The following is a 22367-nucleotide window of genomic DNA, read 5'->3' as shown; positions in this document are numbered from 1 at the left end:
TCAAGGCACCGCGATCCGCAGTTCGCGGCGCTCGCCGGCTTCGTTGCCGCTGTAGTCCTTCGCGGTGATCCGGATCACGTACTCGCCGGGCGGCAGTTCCTCCACCGGCAGCGCGCCGCGCGCCAGCCGCCCGTCGCGCACGGTGTTGCTGAGCACGTAGCGGAAGCGCGTCACCGCGCTGCCGTGCACGGTGATGCCGCTGTCCTCGGCATACGCCACCCTGGCCGCTTCGGATTGCGGCGGCATGCGGTTGAATTCGATGTTCATGCGCGGCTGCTCATGGCCGGGCAGCGGCCGGCCCGCGGCATCGAGGATCTGGTAGCCCAGCGCGTACAGGCCGAGGCGGCGACGCGGCAGGTTGCCGTCCACCTGGTCCCAGGCTTCGACCACCAGTTGCAGGCCGCCGGCGCCGCGCGGCACCCGCAGGCGGCCGTCGCGGCTTTCGCGCAGGCGCTGGCCGTTGCCGTCCAGCAGGGCGATGTCGTCGATGCGCGGCGCCACGTGGTCGGCGTAGTTGGCGAAGCCCAGCCGCACGGCATTGCGTTCGTAACCGGAAGGGCCGACCGCCAGGTGCACGTGGGCCTGGTTGTTGATGCTGCCCAGCGCATCGCCGGGGTTGAAGCGCGTGCCGCGGCGCACGCGGATGCGTTCGAGCTGCCCGGCTTCGTCGCGCACCAGCTGGAATCGCGCCGGATCGAGCGGCCGGTTGGCCGGGTCGCGGCCGACCTTCATGTGGATGTAGTCCACGGTGTCCAGCGACAGGCCCTCGGCCTGCCCGCCCAGGCTCCAGGTCGCCATCGGGCTGCTGACCTTGGCGGCGGCGATGGCGAGCACGGTCTGGCCCACGTCGCCGCGCACGTCGAAGCCACCGTGCAGGTGGTGCCGGCTCTCGCCGCTGAAGTTGCCGCGCACTTCGCCGAGCGTGCCGACGACCTCGTGCCAGCCGTGTTGCGGCGCCAATGGCCAGCGGCCCTGGTTGCGCGGCAGCGGGTTGTCCATCGAAGGCCCGACCGGCGCTTCGGCCGCCGCCATTCCCGCCACCGGCGGCCGCAGGTGATGGAGGCGGTAGGCATCGGCATCGCCAAGCAGCAGGCTGCCATCGGGCGCCAGCGCGATGCCGGCCGGGCGCGCGAAGCGCTGCGCATCGCCCGCCACCGCCACCACATGCCCCATCGGCGACACCTGCACCACGCGCCCGGTGGCGCGCTCGCCGACATAGGCCACGCCATCGTGGGTGAGCGCCAGCGTCATCGGCCCCCACAGCACGCGCGCGCTCCCGGGACCGCCGGCGCGCGTCGTGACGCGGCCGCCGCGGGTCACGGTGCGCAGCGCGTCGTTGTACAGGTCCGCCACCCACAGCGTGCCGTCGGCGGCGAGCGCGAGGTCGGTGGGGGTGTCGAAGCGCGCCTGGCCGCCCTGCCCGTCGGCCCAGCCGGGGCGGTCGCCGCCGGCCAGCGTCCACACCCGTCCATCGGGTTCGATCACGCGGATGCGGTCGTTCCAGGTGTCGGCGACGTACACGCGTCCTTCCGCGTCCACCGCCACGCCCATCGGCCCGTCGAAACGCGCCTGCCGCCCGACGCCGTCGGCGAAGCCGGCCACGCCGTCGCCAGCCAGCGTGCTGACCTCGCCCTGCGGCGTGACCTTGCGGATCGCGTGGTTGCCGGTGTCGGCGACATACAGGTTGCCGTGCCGGTCCAGCGCCAGGCCGGAAGGCGTGTTGAAGGCGGCGGCCTCGCCGCGGCCATCGGCGAAGCCCTCGCGGCCGCCGGCCAGCACATGGAAATCGCCGTCCAGCCAGCGGTAGAGGATGCGGTTGTTGTCGCCGGCGTCGGCCACGTACAGGGTGCCGCCGGCATCCATCGCCACGCCCCAGGGATCGCTGAAGCGGCTGCGCGCGCCCGCGCCAGTGGCGTTGCCCTCGACACCATCGCCGGCCAGCAGGTCGACCTGCGCGCGCCAGCCCAGCGGCGTCGCCGCGGGCGCTTCCGCCTGTGGCGCGCGCGGCGCCCACAGGTAGCTGGCCGCCAACGCGGCGCCCGTCAGCAGCGCTACCCCCATCACCCAATGTCTGCGTTCCATGTACACCTGCCCCACCGCGGACCCGGCATCATGGACGCTTGCCGGCCCGCGCGGAACCACCTGCCGGGCCGGCGCCCGCCAAGGAGCCCCGCATGACCCTGCGACTGCATCTGCAGGAAGCCACCATCCGCCTGCAGGCGGCGCACGCCGCAGCGGTGGTGCTGCCGCTGTCGCTGGACGATCTGCTGGCCGCGGGACTGGAGCGCTTTCCGCCGCGCGCCGCCGCGCTCGAACAGGCGATCCAGCTCACCGAGGACGCGCTGATGCCCGCGATCCCGGCCCTGCGCCAGCCTCCGGCGACGCTGCTGGAATGCGCGGACCCGGTGCTGGCGCCGCTGCTGCCCGCCACAGGACGCGATGCGGGCGCGACGGCCACGCTTTCCATCGCCGAGGTCGAGGAGGTCTTCGACCGCCTCGCGCGGGTGGCGGCCGGCGTGCCCGCGCACAGTCTGGGCCTGCCCGCGCAACCCGGCTTCGCCGCCGCGCTGGTGGTGGTGCGCGAACTCCTGCACCACGTCGGGCTCGCGGCGCTGCGGGTGATGCCTGCGGCGGACTGAAGTGCGCCGCAGGCCGCGCGCATCGGCCGTGGCAGGGCAGGCAGACCACGCGCGCGGCGTCCGTGCCGCGCCCGCGAGGTCATTGCGCCGCGCGTGCCTGCCGCAGGTGCGTACCGACCGGAAGGGAGAACGCGCCCTTGTCCGCCACGTCCCAGTTGATCGACCAGGTCATCACGCCGCGGAAGTCCGGGTAAGCCTGCGCCGGCTTCACCTCGTCGCAGGCGGTGGCCGTGGTCAGGCAGTCGAAGGCACGGTTGATGTCGGCCGGCGTGGCGTAGCCGTTGCCGGCCGCGCGCGGGCCGGAAGGCAGGGCCAGCGCCACCTGGTCCGGGCGCAGGCCGGCGAAGCGGCCCTTGCCGCCGGCGAGTTCGAAGCCTTCGATCAGCATCTTCGCCGAGCCCACCATCATGTCCACGCTGCCGGCCGGCAGCCTGTCCGCGCGGTAGGGCGTGGGCAGGCCACCGTTGTTGTAGAGCTGCACGTGCAGCAGGTCCAGTTCCTCGCGCAGTCCGTCGATCAGCGGCAGGTAGGCGCCCCAGATGCCTTCCATCGACACCCAGCCGCCCTGCACGTAGGGATGCTCCGGCGCCATCGACACGTACAGGTTCGGATACAGGGCGTGCAGGCGCCTGACCGCGGAGACGAGGTGGCCGGTGACCGGCGCGCCGTGCACGACACCGGCGATCTTTTCCAGGTCGATGTCGATGCCGTCCAGCCCGTAGGCCTCGATGGCCTGCGCGGTGGTGCGCACGAAGTTGTCCTCCTCGCGCTGCGTCCGCAGGGTCACCGTGCCCAGCTCGCCGCCGAAGGACAGCGCCACGATGCCGCCGCGCGCGCGACGCGCGGCGATGTCGGCGACCAGGCGCTCCCGGTCCAGCCCCGGCGCCGGGTTGAACGCGATCCGGCCCTCGCCCATGTCGTCGGCGAAGGCCAGCACGACCACATCCCAGCGTTCGTCCACCTGCCCCAGCGGCAGCACGCCCGAACCGTTGTCGAAGTTGTGCAGGTAGCCGACCAGCGCATGCCGCGGCAGCGGATGGCTGTAGCCCGGGGTCACGCCGGCGCGCGGCACGGCGGCCGGTTCCGGCGCGGCCTGGCAGGCGAAGGAGGTGAGCAGGACAAGCGCGTACGACAACAGGCTGATCGGCTTCATCGCGATCCCATGCGGTGGAGGGAGCCCGATTCTAGACAGGCGCCGGCCGAAAAAATCCTTCCGGAACATGGATTTGGCGAAGTTGTCCGGCAATGGCCGGCGCGGTCCTCGCGTTGTCCGGTGGCAACGGCAGCAGGCTGTCGGCCGGTTGTCGCATCGCCTCCGTGGCGGCGGCGGAGTGGACAGCGCGCGGCCGCCACCGACAGCGCGGCCGGACCTGGGCGGCCGGACGCTGGCGCGCCCGGTCAGCCGCAGGTCTTCATGCGTCGCTCGGCATCCCACAAGGCGCGCCGCGCCAGGTCATAGGCGCTGTCGGCCGCCGAGGGCAGCGTGTGTTCGGCCTCGACCGGATCGGCGCCGTGGCGGTAGCGGTATTCCAGCCGCTCCAGCGCATCGAGGTGCTGCAGCGCGCTGGCGAACCAGCGGCCGCGCAGGTCGCTGCTGCAGCGCGGATAGCGCCGCTCCAGCTCGCCGATGGCGGCGCGGATGCGGCGGCTGGCCTCGCCGTCGAGGCCGGGCAGCGGCTCATGGCGGATCGGCGCGGCCTTGTAGGCATCGCCGGTCGCCTCGCTGCCCAGGTCGGAGGCGCGTTCGTGCAGGGACGGGTTGAACGCGACATCGGGCGGACGCCGCGCTTCCGCCGGCTGGATGTCCTCGCCATAGATCCAGCGCTGCACGCGCGACTGTTTCGTCCCTGCCCGCTGCTTCGCGAACAGGCCGGCGGTGGCGCGCTCGCCCACCCCCGTCGCCAGTTCGTCGCGGTGCTCGAACACCCGTTCGCCGTTTGCGCGCGTGCGGCCCTCGCCGGCGAGTTCCGCGGGCAGGGCGATCTCGCCGTGGCGGTCGTACAACCGCCGCGACCAGTCCGCGGAAGCCGCCGGTGCCTTCGGGGCAGGCGCGGCGACCTCCGGCCGCGCCGGCCGGATATCCGCTGCCGGTGGCACGGTGTCGCGGACCACGGGCGGCGCCGGCCGCGTCGCCGCCGCTGGCGATGGCCGTGGCGTTTCATCGCTTACGCGCGGCAGCCAGCGCACCTGCAGCCGCTGCATGCGGCCATCGGCATCGGCTTCCGGCACCTGCGACAGCACGCGCGCGAACAGGCAGAGGATCGCCGCGGTCGCCACGCCGGCGCCGATGCGGTGGGACAACGGTTCGCGACCACGTGAATCGTGCATGCCTCTCCATCACCGGGTATCTCGGCACGGCGCATCCGGGCCGCCGTGGTGCAGACAATGACAGCAACAGACCGGCCGCGGCGCGATGAGTTCCACGGCCCGCCTGCGCGCTCGCCGTCGCCTGCCACCGTCCGGGTTACGATGGCCGCCCTTTCCGTCACCGGCCCATGGGGCCGCTCCGCGCATGCCCCATTACGCCGGCCCCCTGCTCACTCGTCCGCTGCTGGAGGCCATGCGCGAGGCGCAGCGCGGCGGCAGGGCGGCATGGACAGGTTCGTTGGACCTGGGGCGCGGCCACGACGAAGTGCGGCTGGACGCGGACCACTGGCAATGGCGCGGCAGCGACTACCCCTGGCCCGGACGGCTGAAGGACCGCACCGTCTACTACTGGGACGGCGAGGACTTCGCGCCGGCCTCGCGGTTCGGCAACGGGCTGTACAAGCTGGTGCCGACAGACTGGGGGGTGCCGACCTTCGAGATCGACGGCATCAAGATGCTGGTCAGCGCGCAGCTGTCGCCGATGGAGGACGCGCGCCGCAAGGTCGCGCTGGTCGCGCCGCGCGGCAAGCAGGTGCTCGACACCTGCGGCGGCATGGGCTACTTCGCCGCCTGCTGCCTGGACGCCGGCGTGGCGGCGGTGCGTTCGTTCGAGAAGAGCCCGGAAGTGCTGTGGCTGCGCACGCTCAACCCGTGGTCGCCGGACCCGGAGTCGGAGGCTGCGGGTGGACGCCTGACGCTCACCCACGCAGACATCTCGCAGGCCATAGCGGACATCGCCGACGCCTCGGTCGATGCCGTGCTGCACGACCCGCCGCGCTTCGGCATCGCCGGCGAGCTGTATTCGCAGGCGTTCTATGACCACCTGGCGCGCGTGCTGCGCCGCGGCGGCCAGCTGTTCCACTACACCGGCAGCCCCAACAAACTCACCAGCGGCCGCGACGTGCCGCGCGAGGTCGCCACGCGCCTGGCCAAGGCCGGCTTCCGCGCGCGGCCGGAGCTGGACGGGGTATTCGCCGTGCGCGCCTGAGCGGCGCGCTACGCCTCGCGCCCTTCCGGCCGCTCGGGGTTCTCGCGCTGGAACACCACCCGCTCCGGCCGATGCAGGACGAAGCCCTGCGCGCTGTCCACGCCCAGGTCGCGCAGCAGGTCCAGAGTGTCCAGGTCGTCCACCCACTCGGCCACCACCTTGGCGCCGCGCTGGTGGCCGATGCGGGTGACGGCATCGACGATGGTCCGGCTCATCGGGTCGCGGCCGAGGTCGCGCACGAAACTGCCGTCGATCTTGATCACGTCCACCGGCAGATTCTTCAGGTAGCCGAACGAGGCCATGCCGGCGCCGAAATCGTCCAGCGCGATGCGGCAGCCGGCCGCGCGCAGCCGCTCGATCACCCGCACCACGCGCAGCAGGTCGCGCACCGCCACGGTCTCGGTGATCTCCAGGCACAGGCGCTGCGGCGGCACGCCATTGCGGGCGATGGCGTCGAGGATGAAATCGGCCAGCCCTTCGTCCTCGAGGCTGGCGCCGGAAAGATTGATGGCGCAGTTCTGCAGGCGGTCGCCGCAGGGGTGCAGCCTGGCGAAATTGGCCAGCGCGGTGCGGATCACCCAGCGGTCCACCGCCGGCATCAGCCCGTAGCGCTCAGCCGCCACCATGAACACGCCCGGCGCGATCACGCTGCCATCGTCGGCGCGCATGCGCAGCAGCAGTTCCACGCGCGTGACCGGGTTGGCGCCGGCCGACAGCGGCACGATCTCCTGGTAGTCCAGCAGCAGGCGGTCCTGTTCCAGCGCCCGGCGCAGCTGGCTGGCCCACTCCATTTCGCCCATGCGGCGGGTGGCATCGGCATCGTCGCGGTACACGCAGACGCGGTTGCGGCCGTCTTCCTTGGCCTGGTAGCAGGCGCTGTCGGCCCAGGCCAGCAGGTCCTTCAACGTGCAGCCGGGCCGGTCGACCAGCACCAGGCCGATGCTGGCGCTGACCGTGTAGCTGCGCCCCAGCCAGCAGAACGTCGAACGCTCGATGCAGGCGCGCACCTGCTCGGCCAGGCGCTCGGCCTGCGCCCGGTCCACGCCGGACGCCAGCAGGCCGAACTCGTCGCCGCCCAGGCGCGCCAGCAGGTCGCCGTCGCGGATGTGGCGGCGCATGGCCTGCGACAACTGCACCAGCAACTGGTCGCCCGCAGTATGCCCGGACAGGTCGTTGATCAGCTTGAACTGGTCCAGGTCGATGTACATCAGCGCGAACGACGCGACGCCGGCGTCGCCGCGGTCGAGCAGCGCCTGGCGCAGGCAGCGCTCGAACTCGCGGCGGTTGCACAGCCCGGTGAGCTCGTCGTGCGTGGCCTGGTAGCGCAGGCGCTCGGTCATCTCGCGCTGCGCGCTGGTGTCGCCGGCCACCATCAGCAGGTGCGGCACGTGGTCCATCTCCAGCAGGGCCAGCGATGCATTCACCCACAACGCCGCGTCGGCGCCACGCACCACGAACGCTTCCTGGCTGCTCCACGTCCCCTGCGCGGCGGTGGCGGCGACTGCCGCGCTGGCCTGCGCGGCATCGGCGAACAGGCCCTCCAGCGGCGCGCCGGCCACGTTGCCCAGCTGCGTCCGCGCCGCGCGGTTGGCATAGGTGATGCGCCCGTCGCGGGCGTCGGCCACCAGCACCAGCGCCGGCAGCATTTCGTTCAACGCCTGGAAGCGCGCTTCGCTTTCACCGAAGCGGGCGCTCATGCGCCGCGCGAGCTCGACCGCGCGGCGATGCAGGGTCGCCTGCGACCACAGGAACAGGGCCAGCAGCACGCTGATCGAGCCGCCGCCGATGACGATCAGGCGCAGCTGCCCCCACGCCGCCAGCGGCGCGCGCGGCCACAGGCGCAGCTCCCAGGTGCGCCCGCCGAACTCCATGCGCCGCACCTGCACCGCGCCGGCATCGGCCGGCAACGGCGCGCTGGCGAACACCCGCGCATGCGCGGGCAGGGCGCCCAGGTCGCGGATCTCCACGTCCATGTGGTCGAGGATGCGGCCATACAGCGCCTGGCGGACCATCGGCTCCAGCCGCACGCTGACCGCCAGCGCGCCCAGTTCGCGCGCGCGCCGTTCGTTGACCGTGGCCGGCATCGCGCCCGGCGTGTACGCGGGCAGGCGCACGGTGATGCCCAGGTCGCTGGTTCCCTGCTGGCCGCGGAACTGCAGCAGCGGGAACGGCGCGGACATGGCCGGCGCGTCGGCGTCGCGCGCACGCCGCAGCGCCTCCATGTTCTCCGGCTGCCGGGCGATGTCGAAGCCCACCAGCACCTGGTTGCCTTCCAGCGGCGCGACGTACTGGTAACGGTAGGTGGCCGCCGCATCGTTGCCGGCAGCGCCGCGCCGCTGCGCGAAGGCGATCAGCACATAGCCATGGATCCATTCCTGCGAGCGCAGGTTGCGCTGGTAGCTGTCAAACGTGCCCTGGTCCAGGTGCGGGGTGCCGGCCAGCAGCACGGTCTGCATCGCCCGCAGCCCCAGCGCGGCGCCGGCCAGCGGTTCGCGCAGGCGCGCGGGCGCGGCATCGGCCAGCGAACGCTGCAGGGACTGCACCCGGTCGCGCTCGCCCTGCCACTCGCCGAACGCCATCCAGCCGGTGAGCGCCAGGCCCGACACGAGCACCAGCAGCGCCCACAACGGCGTGGCGGACATGTAGCGCGGCATGGCGCCGTCATGTTCGACGGATGCGTCAGCCTGCATGCGCACATCCCCGGGGAACCACCACGGTGGCCCGCCCCGTTGCCGCTGCATCCGCGTCACCCGTCCTCGTCCCGCTGTCGTCCATACGGCCCCCTGCCCGATATCCGAACACCCGTTCGCCGGCAGCAGGAAGCCGCTCCGGCAATGCACACCACGAACGACCTTCGCCATCCCATCGCCGATCGCCGAAGCGACCCGGCGGGGTCCGCCAGGACGCCACGATTCTACCCACACCGGCCGCGCTGCCCGTCGTCGCTCTGCTGCCCGCCCCCGCGCCGCAGCACCCCACGGCCATGGAGGCCAGCGCACAGACGCACGATCTGCTTCAACCTTCCGCAGGCAGCCCCGGGGAGCCGGTCCACGGCTTCATCCCTTTCTCTTAACCTCGCCCTGTGTATACCTCGACGCAGGATCAAGCATCCCTGCAACCCTCGCGCTGACCTGACAGGCGCCGGGCCATTCCACCGCCGACTTCGGCAAGCAGACATCGCACCGACCTCCACGGGCATCTCCCCGCCCCGTGCCGGGCGGGTGCGCGCCCAGCACGGACACGTCACCGGCGCCCGCAGCAGCGACGCCGTGTCTGTCCCGCGTCCCCGAGACGGGTACGCAAACGGCAATACGTCCGCAGGTTCCGCTTGTTTCCGGAGCGATCGCCCGGCGACGCTGCGCCACGCCGGCGCGGAAGGGAAGCAGTGTTGTTCGCCACAACAGGGGCCATCGTCAAGGAGAGCAGTCTTGAAACAAGTGAACATGTTCCTGCAGGGACCAGGCGGGGAGCGGCGCGCCGTCACCCTGCTGGCGACCGAACAGGTCCCGCTGGAAACATTGGTCTTCCATGGGCCCAATACACGCCCCGGCGTGCTCGTCGACCTGCACATCCTGGTGGACGAGCACGGCAATCTCGCGCGCCAGATCGACCATGAAGGCCTTCGCTACCGTTTCAGCGGCTCGAATGCGTCCTGGGTACTGGTCATCAGCTGACACCGCGCCAGCGGTGCGCCTGCACCGCTGGCCTCGCATGCATGCGTCCCCGGGGCAGCACGGCTCAGCCGCGCGGATTGCCCGGCGCCCTGGCCCGCGCCCTTTCCAGCCAGTCCACCAGCCTGCGGAAGTACGTCGTGCGATGGCTGGGCCGGCCCGTGGAGGACACCTGGTGCGACCCTCCCGGGAACAGCAGCATCTCCACCTCGACGCCGCCCCTGCGGATCAATGCGGCCAGCAGTTCCTCCCCCTGCCCGACCGGGCAGCGTTCGTCGTCCTGCCCCTGCAGGATGAGCGTGGGCGCCTGGATGGCGGCGGCATGGCTGATCGGCGACAGCTCGCGGTAGCGCCCGCGCAGTTCGTCCAGTTCGCCGCACATCGAATAGGGCCCGACGTAATAGCCGCTGTCCGAGGTGCCGGTATGCGATTCGAGATTGATGATGCCGGCGGACACGATGCCCGCGATCAGCGAACGGTCGTGCGCCAGCGCCCACGCGCTCAGGTAGCCGCCATAGGAATGCCCGAAGCAGGCGACGCCGGTGCCGGCGATGCCCTCGCCGCGCAGTTGCTCCACCGCGGCCTGCCACTGCGGAAGATCCCGCTCTCCCCAGTGGCCGCACAGCCGGCTGGCGAAGGCGTCGCCATAGCTGCTCGACCCCACGCTGTTCAGCGCCAGGATCGCCCAGCCGCGGTGCAGCAGCAGCGGCCAGTGCACGCTGTGTTCGAAACCGAAGGACACCATGCTGTGCGGCCCACCGTGCATGTCCAGCAGCAGCGGGAACGGCCCCGACCCACCAGGCACCAGCAGCCAGCCATGGATGTCCTCTCCCCCACCCTCGCCGTCGGGCACCCGGAACGTCCGCTCCCTCACGTCCAGCGACGGGCGGTCGCCGCGCCAGGCGTTGAAGCGGCTGACGCAGGCGACGTGTCCGTTCGACGGATCTCGCACGTGGAACTCCGGCCCGTCGGCGATTCCCATGGCGAGGAAGCCGATCTCGCCGTCGCTGGCGGCCATGTCCGTCGCCTGGCGGCCGGCGCACTCCCAGAGCGGCGTCACCGTGCCGTGCAGGTCGGCCATGACGATGCGCTGCAGCCCGCGGTACGCCTCCAGGGTCAACAGGCGTTCGCCGGCCACGTCCCACTGGATGGCGGTGGGTATCGCCATCTCGATGTGGCCCACGGCTTCGACCGCGCCGGTGGCGAGGGTGAACAGATGCAGGTGGCTCACCGAATCGCCTTCGATCACCGAGGCGGCGAACGCGATCCTCGAACCGTCCGGAGCCCAGCTCAACCCGCTGAGCGAAGGCAGTGCATCGGTGACCTGGCGTGCGGGTTCGTCGCCCTGCTGGATCCACAGGTCCATCCAGTGCTGCTGGCGTCCCCCGCGGCGCCTGATATGGGCCAGCACCCTGCCGTCGGGCGACCAGCATGCCTCGAGCACATCGCCATCGCCACGGACCAGCGGTTCCGTCCTGCCCAAGCGCATGTCGATGCAATGCAGCTGCACTGTCCCTTCCAGGACACCCATCCCGTCCTGCTTGTAGGGAAGGCGCCTGATGGCCAGCGGTTCGTCCCGGTTGCCACCGGGCTTGTCGCGGATGCGCGCCAGCAAGCGGTGGCGACCCATGTCCCACTGTTCGAGGGACGCGATGCCGGACACGCCGTGCGTGACCTGGTGGATGGCGCCATCGACATCATCGTGAACGAACACCTGTGGCGCGCCGTCCACCGATCTGAGGAAGGCGATGCGCAGGCCATCGTCGCTGAGAAGGGGGCCGTAACCGTCGTCGGTGATCTGGCGGACACCGCTGCCCTGGTCGAACGCCCATATTTCGGACCCGGCCTCGTCCTTGTCCCGGTTGGCGGGGCTGGCCACCCAGGCCCAGCGCCGCGCGGCGGCGACCAGCGATGAAAGCGGAACATGCAGGTAAAGATCGTCCACCGATGGCGATGCCATGGTCACTCCCTTGATGGCCATTGAAACGAGAAGGGACCCGATGCCGGGCCCCTTCTCCACCCTGCCGCGCCTCAGCGGCCGCGCTGCTCTTCGCGGCGTTCCTGCTGCTGGTTCTGGTCGTTGCGATTCTGATCATTGCGGTTCTGATCGTTACGATTCTGATCGTTGCGGTTCTGATCATTGCGGTTCTGGTCGTTCTCACGCTGGTTCTGGTTCTGGCCCATTTCGTTTCTCCGTCGCCCAGGCGGGATGCCTCGGTCGACACCATCGTCGGCGGCGGCCTATGTGGAGGATGTGGATGGATGTGCGCGGGTTGTGCAGAAGGCATCGCGATCCACCTGCACCCTGCAGGAGCGGCACAAAGGCGCGCCTGCACCACCGCGCGGCCGGTGCATCGCAACCGGCTCCATGCCGTGCAGAAGTTGCCCGGTCGCGAACGAACTGCAGGCATCGGCCGGTGTACCCGGCCTCCAGGCTGTCGATTGCAGAGGCGCGGGCACTGGCATGTGGTTTGCTGCAGTTTTCCGCACACGCTCCTTCCGGCGACCGGAGGCGGGCGTCCGCATGCGGAGGACCCATGAACGGCAACAGGCGCAGTGACGACAAGCGGAGCGAAGAAAAGGCGGGCCACACGATCTCGGGCGGGCAGCATGAGGACGCGACGTCCAGCGCCAGCCCACGACAGGACGAATCGCAGGAACGCAAACCCGACCTCGACTACCACGGCCTGCTGCTCTACGGCCCGGCCGACCGCTCGCGCAATCCGCCCTCGCCTTTTGCCGGCTCCTCGACGGGCGCCGCGCACAAGGGCGGCAGCGGCAGCGCGGGAACCGAACCACATGAACCGGTGACGGATGCCACGCACCCGTTGCCAGGCGCACCCGCCGACCAGCGGATCGCGCGCGACCTGAACACGCGTCTCGCCGCCGATGCCGCATTCGCCGGCTCGCGCATCGACATCCAGGTAACGGAGGGCATCGTTATGCTCACAGGCACCGTCACCCGGCCCCGGCTGCGCCACCTGGCCGGCGACATCGCCGGCACCTGCGAAGGCGTCCGGGAAATCCGCAACGACATCGTGGTGGAACGGAGCGAATGACGCCGCGCATCGCGCGGCCCGCACCTGCCGTGGCGCGACCATGAAGCCGTGACGCCGCGGGTGCCACACGAGGAACACGCCATGACCAAGGCCGTCCCGAGCCGGCTGCCGCCCCCCTTCCACTGGATCGAGGAGCCCGACCGCAAACGCCTGTGCCTTGGGGGTGTCAGAGTGCTGGAAATCTGCAGGCGCAACCTCGGCTGGATCGTGGAGGTGTACCTGCACGAGCCGTCGCGCCCGCTGCCGATCATCGCCGTCCGCTCGGCCAGCGCCGGGATGCAGTGGGGCGCGCGCTGGGCCAAGCAGCACGTACGGATGCTGACCGCGCTGGCGCGCGACCAGATCGAACCCGGCCATCCCGCTTGCTGAGCCACGGTTCCGGCAGCGAAAGCGGAAATGGAAAACGGCCGCCCCGCGCATCACCACGGGACGGCCGGACGTTGCGTACCGGAATACGAAGGGCTCAGCCCCGCTCGTCCGCCTGGGCAGCCTGCTGGTTGCCGCCGCCTTCGGCGATCCGGGTCAGCTTCTCGTCGGTCATGCGCTCTTCCTCGAGCGTTTCGAGCAGCAGCTTCAGCGCGTCCTTGTAGCCCAGCTGCTTGGCGATGGCCGCCAGCGTGCCGTAGGACGCGATCTCGTAGTGCTCCACCTTCTGCGCCGCGCCGATCAGCGCGGCGTCGCGCACCGGTCCCTCGACCATCGAGTCGATGATTTCCTTGCCTTCCTCCACCAGCCCTTCCATCGCCGCGCACTTGATGCGCTTGAGCCGGATGCCGAGGATTTCGACGATCTGGTCGATCCGCTCGATCTGGCCCTGGGTTTCCTCCAGGTGCATGTCGAAGGCCTCGCCCAGGCCGGCGCTGGAAGCGGCGCGGGACAGTTTCGGCAGCGCCTTGGTCAACTGCTTCTCGGCGCTGTAGATATCCGAAAGCTCGTGGATGAACAGTTCCTCCATCGTCTTTATCGCCATCGTCTTCTCCTGCGGTGTTGGTGTGCGCCGCACCCTAGGACCCGCGCGATGGCGAGAAGGTGAAGCAACGCGAAGCCCGCATGCACACGCGCGGCGCACCTGCCCGCGGGTGTCATGGCGATGAAACGCATGTGATGCGCGCGGCCACGCAGGTCACGGCCGATTGACCCGCCCGGGTGCAGCGTGTCGGTCCGGATCGTCATCGGGAACACCCTGCATGAAAGCGCTGACCTACCAGGGCTCGAGGAACGTGAGCGTCCAGTCCGTGCCCGACCCCATCCTCGTCGCCGCCGACGACATCATCCTGCGGGTGACCGCCACCGCCATCTGCGGCTCGGACCTGCACATCTACCACGGCCGGATCCCCGGCATGCGCGACGGCGACATCCTCGGCCACGAGTTCATGGGCATCGTCGAGGAAGCCGGTACCGGTGTTACCCAGGTGAAACCCGGAGACCGCGTGGTCGTTCCGTTCGTCATCGCCTGCGGCATGTGCTTCCACTGCCTGCTGCGCGAATACGCCGCGTGCGAGACCACCAACAGCGGGCCGGGCGCGGCCATGAACAGCAAGACGATCCGGCCGCCGGCCGCGCTGTTCGGGTACAGCCACCTCTATGGCGGCGTCCCCGGCGGCCAGGCCGAACTGGTGCGCGTGCCGCAGGCCAACGTCGGCCCGCTGGTCATTCCCGACGTGCTGAGCGACGAACAGGTGCTGTTCCTGTCCGACATCCTGCCGACCGGCTACCAGGCGGTATTGAACGCCGGCGTGCAGCTGGGCTCCACGCTGGCCATCTTCGGCGCCGGCCCGGTCGGCTGCATGGCCGCCGCCTGCGCGCGCATGCTCGGCGCCGAGACCATCTTCATGGTCGACCACAACGCGTACCGCCTCGAATTCGCGCGCGATACCTATGGCGTGCTGCCGATCAACTTCGACCACGAAGACGACCCCGCCGCGACCATCATCGAATCCACCCATGGCCGCGGCGTGGACGCCAGCATCGACGCGGTCGGCTTCGAGGCCAAGGGCAGCGCCACCGAAACGCTGCTGACCTCGCTGAAACTGGAAGGCTCCAGCGGCAAGGCGCTGCGCCAGTGCATCGCCGCCACCCGCCGCGGCGGCACGGTCAGCGTGCCCGGCGTCTACGCCGGCTTCATCCACGCCTTCCTGTTCGGCGACGCCTTCGACAAGGGACTGACGTTCAGGATGGGCCAGACCCACGTGCAGCGGTACATGCCCGAACTGCTCGAAGCCATCGGCAACGGCCTGCTGCAGCCCGAGCTCATCATTTCGCACCGCATGAAACTGGACGACGCGGCGAAAGGCTACGAAATGTTCGACGCGCGCACGGACGAATGCCGTAAGGTGGTGCTGACGCCGTGATGCAATCGCCGGCCATGCACCTGGCAGTCGCTGTGGTGGGCCCACCAGGATTCGAACCTGGAACCAAAGGATTATGAGTCCTCTGCTCTAACCGTTGAGCTATAGGCCCGCTGCCGGTGCGCAAGTGTAGTGGAGGCCGGCGCGGGCGGCCACCGCCCGCGCGCGCTCCGCGCCTCAGTGCGTCGACTGCGAGTACGGCCTCGCGTCCGGGTGGCTGCCCCACTCGCGGTTGGGTTCGGCCTGCATGGCGAAGCGCAGTTCGCCGCCGGCCATGATTTCCTCGTGCCGCAGGAAGGCGCGGCGCAGCGGCTTGCCGTCGAGGGTGGCGCTGCCGATGTAGGGGTGGGCGTCGTCCAGGCCGTCGGCGACGATGCTGAAACGCTTGCCGTTGGGCAGGTTCAAGGTGGCGCGCGGCAGGAACGGGCGGCCGATGATGTACTCGTTGCTGCCCGGCGTGACCGGGTAGAAGCCCAGCGCGGTGAACACGTACCACGCCGACATCTGGCCCAGGTCGTCGTTGCCGGCCAGCCCGTCCGGGCGCGGCGCGTACTGGGTGTCCATGATCTGCTTGAGCCGCGCCTGGGTGCGCCAGGGCTGGCCGGCGTAGGCGTAGAGATAGGCGACGTGGTGGCTGGGTTCGTTGCCATGCGCATACCAGCCGATCAGGCCGGTGATGTCTTCCATGTGCGCGAACACCTTCGGGTCGACCTTTGCGTCGAATACGGCGTCGAGCCGGTCGAGCAGCCGGTCGGCGCCGCCGTGCGCGGCGGCCAGTCCGGCCACGTCCTGCGGCACGTACCACGAGTACTGCCAGGCATTGCCCTCGGTGTAGTCGCTGCCATAGCCGCTGGCGGCGGGATCGAACGGCTCGCGGAAGCTGCCGTCGCGCCGGCGCGCGCGCATGAAGCCGGTGGACGGATCGAAGGCGTGCTTCCAGTTGCCGGCGCGCCCGGCGAATTCCCTGGCGATGTCCTCTCGCCCCATCGCCTTGGCCATGCGCGCGATGCTCCAGTCGTCGTAGGCGTATTCCAGCGTCTTGCTCGCCGCCTCGCCCTCCTCGTCGATCGGCACCCAGCCGAGTTCGCGGTACTGCGCGATGCCGTCATAGGGGCCGTAGTTGGCGCTGGCGACCATCGCCTGCAGCGCTTCGTCGGCATCGAAGCCGCGGATGCCCTTCATGTAGGCGTCGGCGATCACCGGCACGCCGTGGTAGCCGATCATGCACCACGTCTCCAGGCCGTGGAACGACCACACCGGCAGGATGCCGTAGGGGCTTTCGCGGCGCGCGGCCAGCAGCGAGTTGACCATGTCGCTGCTGCGCTGCGGTGGCTGCAGCAGGGTCATCAGCGGATGCAGCGCGCGGTAGGTGTCCCACAGCGAGAAGGTCGAGTAGTGAGTCCAGCCCTTTGCCTGGTGCACGGCGTTGTCCGGGCCGCGGTAGCGGCCATCGCTGTCCATGAACAGCGTCGGGCCGAGCATGCTGTGGTACAGCGCGGTGTAGAAGCCGGTGCGCTGCGCCGGCGGCGCGTCCACGTCCACCGCCGCCAGGGCCTGCGCCCATTGCGCGCGTGCGGCGGCGCGCATGCCGTCGAAGTCCCAGCCGGGCGCCTCGGCGTCGAGGTTGGCGATGGCGTTGTCCTCGCTGACCGGCGAGATCGACACCTTCACCAGCAGCGGCGCGTCGCCTCCGGGGCCGAAATCGAAGCTGCCCACCAGCTGCCGGCCCTCGATCTGCGCACGCGCGCCCGGGTCCTTTTCCGCCGGCGGCGGGAAGCCGCGGTAGACCACGTCGGTCTCGGTGTCGTGGAAGGCATGCCCGCTGACCGGCCGCGAGAAGCGCATGGCGAAATACAGCTGGCGGCCGGGCGCCCAGCCGCGCGTTTCGCGGAAGCCGGTCACGGTGCCGTCCGCGCGCAGCCGCAGGCGCGACCACAGGATCTTGCCCGGGTAGTCGTACATGCTGGTGCGCAGGTCGATCAGCACGTGCGCCGGCTGGCCCGCCGGGAAGGCGTAGCGGTGCATGCCGACGCGCGCGCTGGCGGTCAGTTCGGCGCGCACGCCGTAGTCGTCCAGCGTCACCGCGTAGTACCCCGGCTCGGCGCGTTCGCTGCGGTGGTCGAAGCGCGAGGTGTAGCCGCTGCCGGGCTTGCCGACATCGCCGCGCTCGTACTTCACCTCGCCGGCGATCGGCATCAGCAGCACGTCGCCCAGGTCGGAATGGCCGGTGCCGGAGAAGTGCGTATGCGAGAAACCGACGATGGTGGTGTCGTCGTGGCGGTAACCGGCCGCCCAGCCATAGCCTTCCCTGCGCGACCTGATCTGCGTGTCGGGGCTGAGCTGGATCATGCCATGCGGCACCGTCGCGCCCGGATAGGTGTGGCCTTCGCCGCCGGTACCGATGAACGGATCCACCGCCGCCACCGCGCGCTCGCCGACGCTCTCGCCCGCCATCGCCGTGCCCGCCAGCAGCACCAGCGCCATCGCCCACTTCGCCTGTCCGACCGCCATCGCCCGCCCCTTTGGACCGATCCAATGCAGGCGTCGAAAATACCATCAGCATCGCCGCCGGGGGCGGCACGGGGCCGCAGAAAACGAAAAGGCCCCGCACTGCGGGGCCCTTTCTTGCGTGCCGCGATGGCGCTGCGGAACGGTCAGTCGATGTCGAGGAAGCTGCGCAGCTGCTCGGAGCGGCTCGGGTGGCGCAGCTTGCGCAGCGCCTTGGCCTCGATCTGGCGGATGCGCTCGCGGGTGACGTCGAACTGCTTGCCGACCTCTTCCAGGGTGTGGTCGGTGTTCATGTCGATGCCGAAGCGCATGCGCAGCACCTTGGCTTCCCTCGGGGTGAGGCCGGCCAGCACGTCGCGCACGGTTTCGGACAGGTTGATGTTGGTGGTGTTGTCGATCGGGGACTCCACGTTGGTGTCCTCGATGAAGTCGCCCAGATGCGAATCCTCGTCGTCGCCGATCGGGGTTTCCATCGAGATCGGCTCCTTGGCGATCTTCATCACCTTGCGGATCTTGTCTTCCGGCATGTCCATTTCCTTGGCCAGCTCCTCCGGCGTGGCCTCGCGGCCGTACTGCTGGAGCATCTGGCGGGAAATGCGGTTGAGCTTGTTGATCGTCTCGATCATGTGCACCGGGATGCGGATGGTGCGCGCCTGGTCGGCGATCGAACGGGTGATCGCCTGGCGGATCCACCAGGTGGCGTAGGTCGAGAACTTGTAGCCGCGGCGGTATTCGAACTTGTCCACGGCCTTCATAAGGCCGATGTTGCCTTCCTGGATCAGGTCCAGGAACTGCAGGCCGCGGTTGGTGTACTTCTTGGCGATGGAGATCACCAGGCGCAGGTTGGCCTCGACCATTTCCTTCTTGGCCTTGCGCGCCTTGGCTTCGCCGTAGGCCATGACGCGGCTGATTTCCTTTAGCTCGTCCAGGCTCAGGTGCGACTCCTTCTCCACGTCGAGCGTGGCCTGCTGCTCGGCGATGATCTGGTCCTTGACGTCGCGCAGCGCCGACGACCACTTCTGCTTGCGCTTGATCGCGTCCTCGACCCATTCCAGGTTGGTCTGGTTGCCTTCCCAGGAACGGATGAAGTCCTTGCGCGGCATGCGCGCGGTGACCGTGGCCAGGTGCAGCACGCGGCGCTCCTGGGCCTTGATCCGGCCCATGGTGTCGCGCAGCATGCGGACCAGCACGTCGGTCAGCGGCAGCGGCAGCTTCAGGGTCACGAAGGTCGCCGACAGCTCCTCGCGCAGCTTGGCCTGCGCCTTGAGGTCGCCCTTGGCGTGTGCCTTCTTGAACTTGGCCATGTCGCTGGCCAGCTGTTCCATGCGGTTGGCGACTTCGACCGGATCCGGGCCGGTGGGGCCGGCATCCTCGTCGCCGCCGACATCGTCCTCGTCCTCGTCGGCTTCGCTGTCGCTGTCGTCCGAGGCGTCGTCGCCCTCGGCGGCGGCCGGCGCCGGCTCTTCCTCGACCAGGTCGTTGAAGCCGACGATGATCTCGGCTAGGCGCTTCTTGCCTTCCTTGTGCAGCTCGTAGTCGGCCAGCACGGACTCGACGGCCGGCGGGAAGGTGCCCAGTGCGGCCTGCACCTGGCCCAGGCCTTCCTCGATGCGCTTGGCGATGGCGATTTCGCCTTCGCGGGTCAGCAACTCGACCGTGCCCATCTCGCGCATGTACATGCGCACCGGGTCGGTGGTGCGGCCACCTTCGGTGTCGAGCGCGGTCAGCGCGGCGGCGGCTTCCTCGGCGGCGGTATCATCCACCTCGCGGTTGCCGGTGTTGCCGTCGCTCAGGATCAGCGTGTCGGCATCGGGCGCCACTTCATGGACGTCGATGCCCATGCCGGTGATCAGGCCGATGATGTCCTCGATCTGCTCCGGGTCGACCATGTCGTCGGGCAGGTGATCGTTGACTTCGGCATAGGTCAGGTAGCCCTGTTCCAGGCCCTTGCTGATCAGTTGTTTGATATCGGATTGCTGGGCAGGACGTTCGTTGGCCATGTAGTGCTCGCGCCACCGGCAGGGAAAGATAGAGAACCTACTATTATACCAGCGCAGCATAACGCTTGCCGGGCGGTGGTTTCACGGCGCGTCAGGGTCTGAGCAGGAAGGTCACCGGTCCATCGTTGACCAGGCTGACGACCATATGGGCACCGAAGCGCCCGGTTTCCACCCCGCCAGCGTGTTTTTCACGGCAGATCGCCACCAATCGGTTGAATAGCCGTTCAGCCTCGGCCGGCGGCGCGGCGGTGCTGAAACTGGGGCGCATGCCGGAACGGGTGTCGGCGGCCAGGGTAAATTGGCTGACCAGCAGCAGGCCGCCGCCGGTATCGCGCAGGGAGCGGTTCATTTTGCCGGTATCGTCGGCGAAAACCCGATAACCCAGCAGGCGCTCGGCCATCCGCGCCAGCGCTGCCTCGTCGTCGCCCGGTTCGACCCCGACCAGCGCCAGCAGGCCCGGGCCGACCTGCCCGACCACCTCCCCTTCGACGGTGACCGAAGCCTGGGCGACGCGCTGGATGAGGGAAAGCATGGACACTCCTGGGACGGCGGAAGGCCGCACCATATACCGCCCCGCGTCCGCAAGGGACCGGGAGAATCGGCCCGGGGCAGGCACTGCCCCCAGGCCCGCCATCGCGGCGTACTAAACTTGCGCGGATGAAACCGGAACGCGCCGCCAAGCTCTACCACCGCCTCGCCACCCTGCTGACCGCCCTGCCCTGGCCGTGGCAGCGGACCCTGGCCGACAGCCTGGCCTGGCTGTGGGGCCGGCTGGACGCCCGCGAAAGCCGGGTCACGCGCCGCAACCTGGAGCTGGCCTACCCGGCGCTGCCCGCGCCCGAGCGCGCGCGCCTGCATCGCGAGGTCCTGCGCACCACCGCCCGCCAGGCGATGGAAACCCTGTACCTGTGGACCCACGACCCGGCCACCAACCTGGACCGTCACCTGCGCCAGCGCCATGGCCAGGCGCTGTACGACGCGGCGCTGGCCGCGGGCAGGGGCGTGATCGTGGTCGCCCCGCATTACGGCAACTGGGAACTGCTCAACCAGTGGCTGGCCTCGCGCGGGCCGATCGCCATCGTCTACGCGCCCCCGGACAACCCGACCGGCGATGAGTTCCTGCAGCTGGTGCGCGGCGGCGACAACGTGCGCCAGGTCCGCGCCGAGGGCCCGGCGGTGCGGCAGCTGTTCAAGGTGCTCAAGGACGGCGGCGCGGTCGGCATCCTGCCCGACCAGCAGCCGAAGAACGGCGATGGCGTGTTCGTTCCCTTCTTCGGCGTGCAGGCGCTGACCATGACCCTGGTCAACCGCCTGGCCGAGCGCACCGGCGCCACGGTGCTCTACGCCTGGTGCGAGCGGACCGGCGCGGACATCGAGTTCGCCCTGCATGTGGAACCGGCGCCGGCATCGATCGCCGATCCCGACCTGCAGGTCGCCGCCGGCGCGCTGAGCGCCGGCATCGAGCGCATCGCCCGGCGCGATCCGGCGCAGTACCAGTGGACCTACAAGCGCTACACCCTGCGTCCGCCCGGCAGCGGCGAAAGCGACCCCTACGCCACGGAGCGCCACCCGCATTGAGTGCGCATGCACAATGCCCCTGCAACACTGCGTCACCCCGGCGGTCGATTGAATCTGCGACCGCCGGCCTCATTAGGTTGCCGATGAACGCCACGTCCCCCACTCCTGTTTCCCCCTGCTTCGGCGAGACCGCGGCGATCCGCTGCGAGCGCGCCGCGGCCGAACTGCGCGCCGGGCGGCCGGTGGTGATCACCGATGGCGACCGCCGCCTGGCCACGATGGCGCTGGACAGCGCCTCGCCGGCGGGCTTCGCCAGCTTCGCCCGGGCCGCGGACGACCGCCATTACCTGTTCCTGACCACGCCGCGCGCGCGGACCTTGGGCATCGACTCGGCCCATGGCATCCGCATCGCCCTGGCCGGGCAGGGCTTCGAGAGCCTGCCGGCGCTGGCCTACCTGCGCGACACGCCGTCGCCGGCCGGCATTCCCACCGAAGGCGACCCTCTGGACGCCGCCGCCGTGGAGGTCGCCCGCCTGGGCCTGCTGCTGCCGGCGCTGGTGTCGGCGACGCTGCACGCCGGCGACACGCCGTTCGACGACTGCCTGCACCTGGCCCTGGACGATCTGCGCTGCGGCGCCGCCCAGGCCGGCCAGGACTACGAGCTGGTGACGCGTTCGCCGGTGCCGCTGCGCGACGTGGGCATGACCGAGTTCGCGGTGTTCCGCGGCGGCGTGGCGCAACGCGACCAGGTCGCGGTGATCGTCGGCACGCCCGACCTGCAGGGCGTGGTGCCGGTGCGGGTGCATTCCTCGTGCCTGACCGGCGACCTGTTCGGCTCGCTCAAGTGCGACTGCGGCGACCAGCTGCGGCGCGGCCTGCGCACGCTGAAGGAACTGGGCGGCGGCATCCTGCTGTACCTGGACCAGGAGGGGCGCGGCACCGGCATCGCCGCCAAGATGCGCGCCTACGGCTACCAGCACGAAGGGCTGGACACCATCGACGCCGACGCGCAGCTGGGCTTCGGCGCCGACGAACGCCGCTACGGCAGCGCGATCGCCATGCTGCGCGGCCTGGGCGTGCAGCGCATCCAGCTGCTGACCAACAACCCCACCAAGGTGCAGCACCTGCGCAATGCCGGCATCGAAGTGCTGGGCAGCATCCCGGTGACCGGCGAGATCACGCCCGAGAATGAGCAGTACCTGCGCACCAAGGCCGCGCGTGCCGGCCACCACCTGGATGTCGACGCGCTGATCATGTCCGCGCAGTGAT

The 22367-nt window shown here is 70.1% G+C and carries 18 protein-coding genes and 1 tRNA gene; 8 read left to right on the top strand and 11 right to left on the bottom strand.

The window, feature by feature from the left end; translation table 11 throughout:
• Complete coding sequence (locus AC06FP_RS11375) at positions 1-2082, bottom strand: NHL repeat-containing protein (RefSeq protein ID WP_478075565.1); 2082 nt, start codon at positions 2080-2082, stop codon at positions 1-3.
• 92 nt (positions 2083-2174) lie between these two features.
• On the opposite strand from AC06FP_RS11375, the gene AC06FP_RS11370 reads away from it, so the two are divergent.
• Positions 2175-2639: a hypothetical protein gene (locus AC06FP_RS11370; RefSeq protein WP_478075564.1), complete on the top strand. Its 465-nt coding sequence runs from the start codon at positions 2175-2177 to the stop codon at positions 2637-2639.
• 79 nt (positions 2640-2718) lie between these two features.
• On the opposite strand, the gene AC06FP_RS11365 is transcribed toward AC06FP_RS11370, so the two are convergent.
• Positions 2719-3792 carry a chitinase gene (locus AC06FP_RS11365; protein WP_478075563.1) on the bottom strand — a complete coding sequence of 358 codons (1074 nt, stop codon included), beginning with the start codon at positions 3790-3792 and terminating at the stop codon, positions 2719-2721.
• A gap of 245 nt (positions 3793-4037) precedes the next feature.
• Positions 4038-4967 (bottom strand): hypothetical protein, encoded by a 930-nt coding sequence (locus AC06FP_RS11360; RefSeq protein WP_478075562.1) that lies wholly within the window; start codon positions 4965-4967, stop codon positions 4038-4040.
• 184 nt (positions 4968-5151) lie between these two features.
• On the opposite strand from AC06FP_RS11360, the gene AC06FP_RS11355 reads away from it, so the two are divergent.
• Complete coding sequence (locus AC06FP_RS11355; protein WP_478075561.1) at positions 5152-5994, top strand: class I SAM-dependent methyltransferase; 843 nt, start codon at positions 5152-5154, stop codon at positions 5992-5994.
• Between the two features lie 8 nt (positions 5995-6002).
• Here the strand turns inward: AC06FP_RS11355 and AC06FP_RS11350 are convergent, their stop codons facing one another.
• Positions 6003-8684 (bottom strand): bifunctional diguanylate cyclase/phosphodiesterase, encoded by a 2682-nt coding sequence (locus AC06FP_RS11350; protein ID WP_478075560.1) that lies wholly within the window; start codon positions 8682-8684, stop codon positions 6003-6005.
• 738 nt (positions 8685-9422) lie between these two features.
• Here AC06FP_RS11350 and AC06FP_RS11345 point away from each other — a divergent pair.
• Positions 9423-9668 (top strand): hypothetical protein, encoded by a 246-nt coding sequence (locus tag AC06FP_RS11345; protein WP_456117966.1) that lies wholly within the window; start codon positions 9423-9425, stop codon positions 9666-9668.
• Positions 9669-9732: 64 nt separating this feature from the next.
• On the opposite strand, the gene AC06FP_RS11340 is transcribed toward AC06FP_RS11345, so the two are convergent.
• Entirely contained in the window at positions 9733-11625 is a 1893-nt protein-coding gene (locus AC06FP_RS11340; protein ID WP_478075559.1) for a S9 family peptidase, read from the bottom strand.
• Between the two features lie 71 nt (positions 11626-11696).
• A complete protein-coding gene (locus AC06FP_RS11335) occupies positions 11697-11849 on the bottom strand; it encodes a hypothetical protein (RefSeq protein WP_456117964.1) in 153 nt (50 codons plus the stop codon).
• A gap of 353 nt (positions 11850-12202) precedes the next feature.
• Here AC06FP_RS11335 and AC06FP_RS11330 point away from each other — a divergent pair, with 353 nt between their 5' ends.
• Together AC06FP_RS11330 and AC06FP_RS11325 are read left to right on the top strand one after the other, a co-directional pair.
• Complete coding sequence (locus AC06FP_RS11330) at positions 12203-12724, top strand: BON domain-containing protein (RefSeq protein WP_478075558.1); 522 nt, start codon at positions 12203-12205, stop codon at positions 12722-12724.
• 81 nt (positions 12725-12805) lie between these two features.
• Positions 12806-13093 (top strand): hypothetical protein, encoded by a 288-nt coding sequence (locus AC06FP_RS11325; protein WP_456117962.1) that lies wholly within the window; start codon positions 12806-12808, stop codon positions 13091-13093.
• Between the two features lie 94 nt (positions 13094-13187).
• On the opposite strand, the gene AC06FP_RS11320 is transcribed toward AC06FP_RS11325, so the two are convergent.
• Entirely contained in the window at positions 13188-13694 is a 507-nt protein-coding gene (locus AC06FP_RS11320) for a YciE/YciF ferroxidase family protein (RefSeq protein WP_478075557.1), read from the bottom strand.
• 217 nt (positions 13695-13911) lie between these two features.
• Here AC06FP_RS11320 and AC06FP_RS11315 point away from each other — a divergent pair, with 217 nt between their 5' ends.
• On the top strand, positions 13912-15075 hold the full coding sequence (locus AC06FP_RS11315) for a zinc-dependent alcohol dehydrogenase (RefSeq protein WP_478075556.1): 1164 nt from the start codon (positions 13912-13914) through the stop codon (positions 15073-15075).
• Positions 15076-15108: 33 nt separating this feature from the next.
• Here AC06FP_RS11315 and AC06FP_RS11310 read toward each other — a convergent pair.
• The 4 genes from AC06FP_RS11310 to dtd form a co-directional block, all read right to left on the bottom strand.
• Positions 15109-15184: transfer RNA gene (locus tag AC06FP_RS11310), tRNA-Ile, on the bottom strand.
• Between the two features lie 65 nt (positions 15185-15249).
• Entirely contained in the window at positions 15250-17556 is a 2307-nt protein-coding gene (locus tag AC06FP_RS11305; protein ID WP_478075622.1) for a GH92 family glycosyl hydrolase, read from the bottom strand.
• Between the two features lie 170 nt (positions 17557-17726).
• Complete coding sequence (rpoD, locus tag AC06FP_RS11300; RefSeq protein WP_456117951.1) at positions 17727-19580, bottom strand: RNA polymerase sigma factor RpoD; 1854 nt, start codon at positions 19578-19580, stop codon at positions 17727-17729.
• 91 nt (positions 19581-19671) lie between these two features.
• Positions 19672-20112 carry a D-aminoacyl-tRNA deacylase gene (dtd, locus tag AC06FP_RS11295; protein WP_478075555.1) on the bottom strand — a complete coding sequence of 147 codons (441 nt, stop codon included), beginning with the start codon at positions 20110-20112 and terminating at the stop codon, positions 19672-19674.
• A 125-nt stretch (positions 20113-20237) separates the two neighbouring features.
• Here dtd and AC06FP_RS11290 point away from each other — a divergent pair, with 125 nt between their 5' ends.
• Positions 20238-21158: a lauroyl acyltransferase gene (locus AC06FP_RS11290; protein WP_478075554.1), complete on the top strand. Its 921-nt coding sequence runs from the start codon at positions 20238-20240 to the stop codon at positions 21156-21158.
• An 83-nt stretch (positions 21159-21241) separates the two neighbouring features.
• Entirely contained in the window at positions 21242-22366 is a 1125-nt protein-coding gene (ribA, locus tag AC06FP_RS11285) for a GTP cyclohydrolase II RibA (RefSeq protein WP_478075553.1), read from the top strand.
• Position 22367: the final 1 nt, after the last annotated feature.

The sequence above is a fragment of the Stenotrophomonas sp. Steno-Z2 genome (assembly GCF_056393235.1).
The sequence above is the reverse complement of the archived record's forward strand: the minus strand, read 5'-3'. Positions and strand labels throughout refer to the sequence as shown.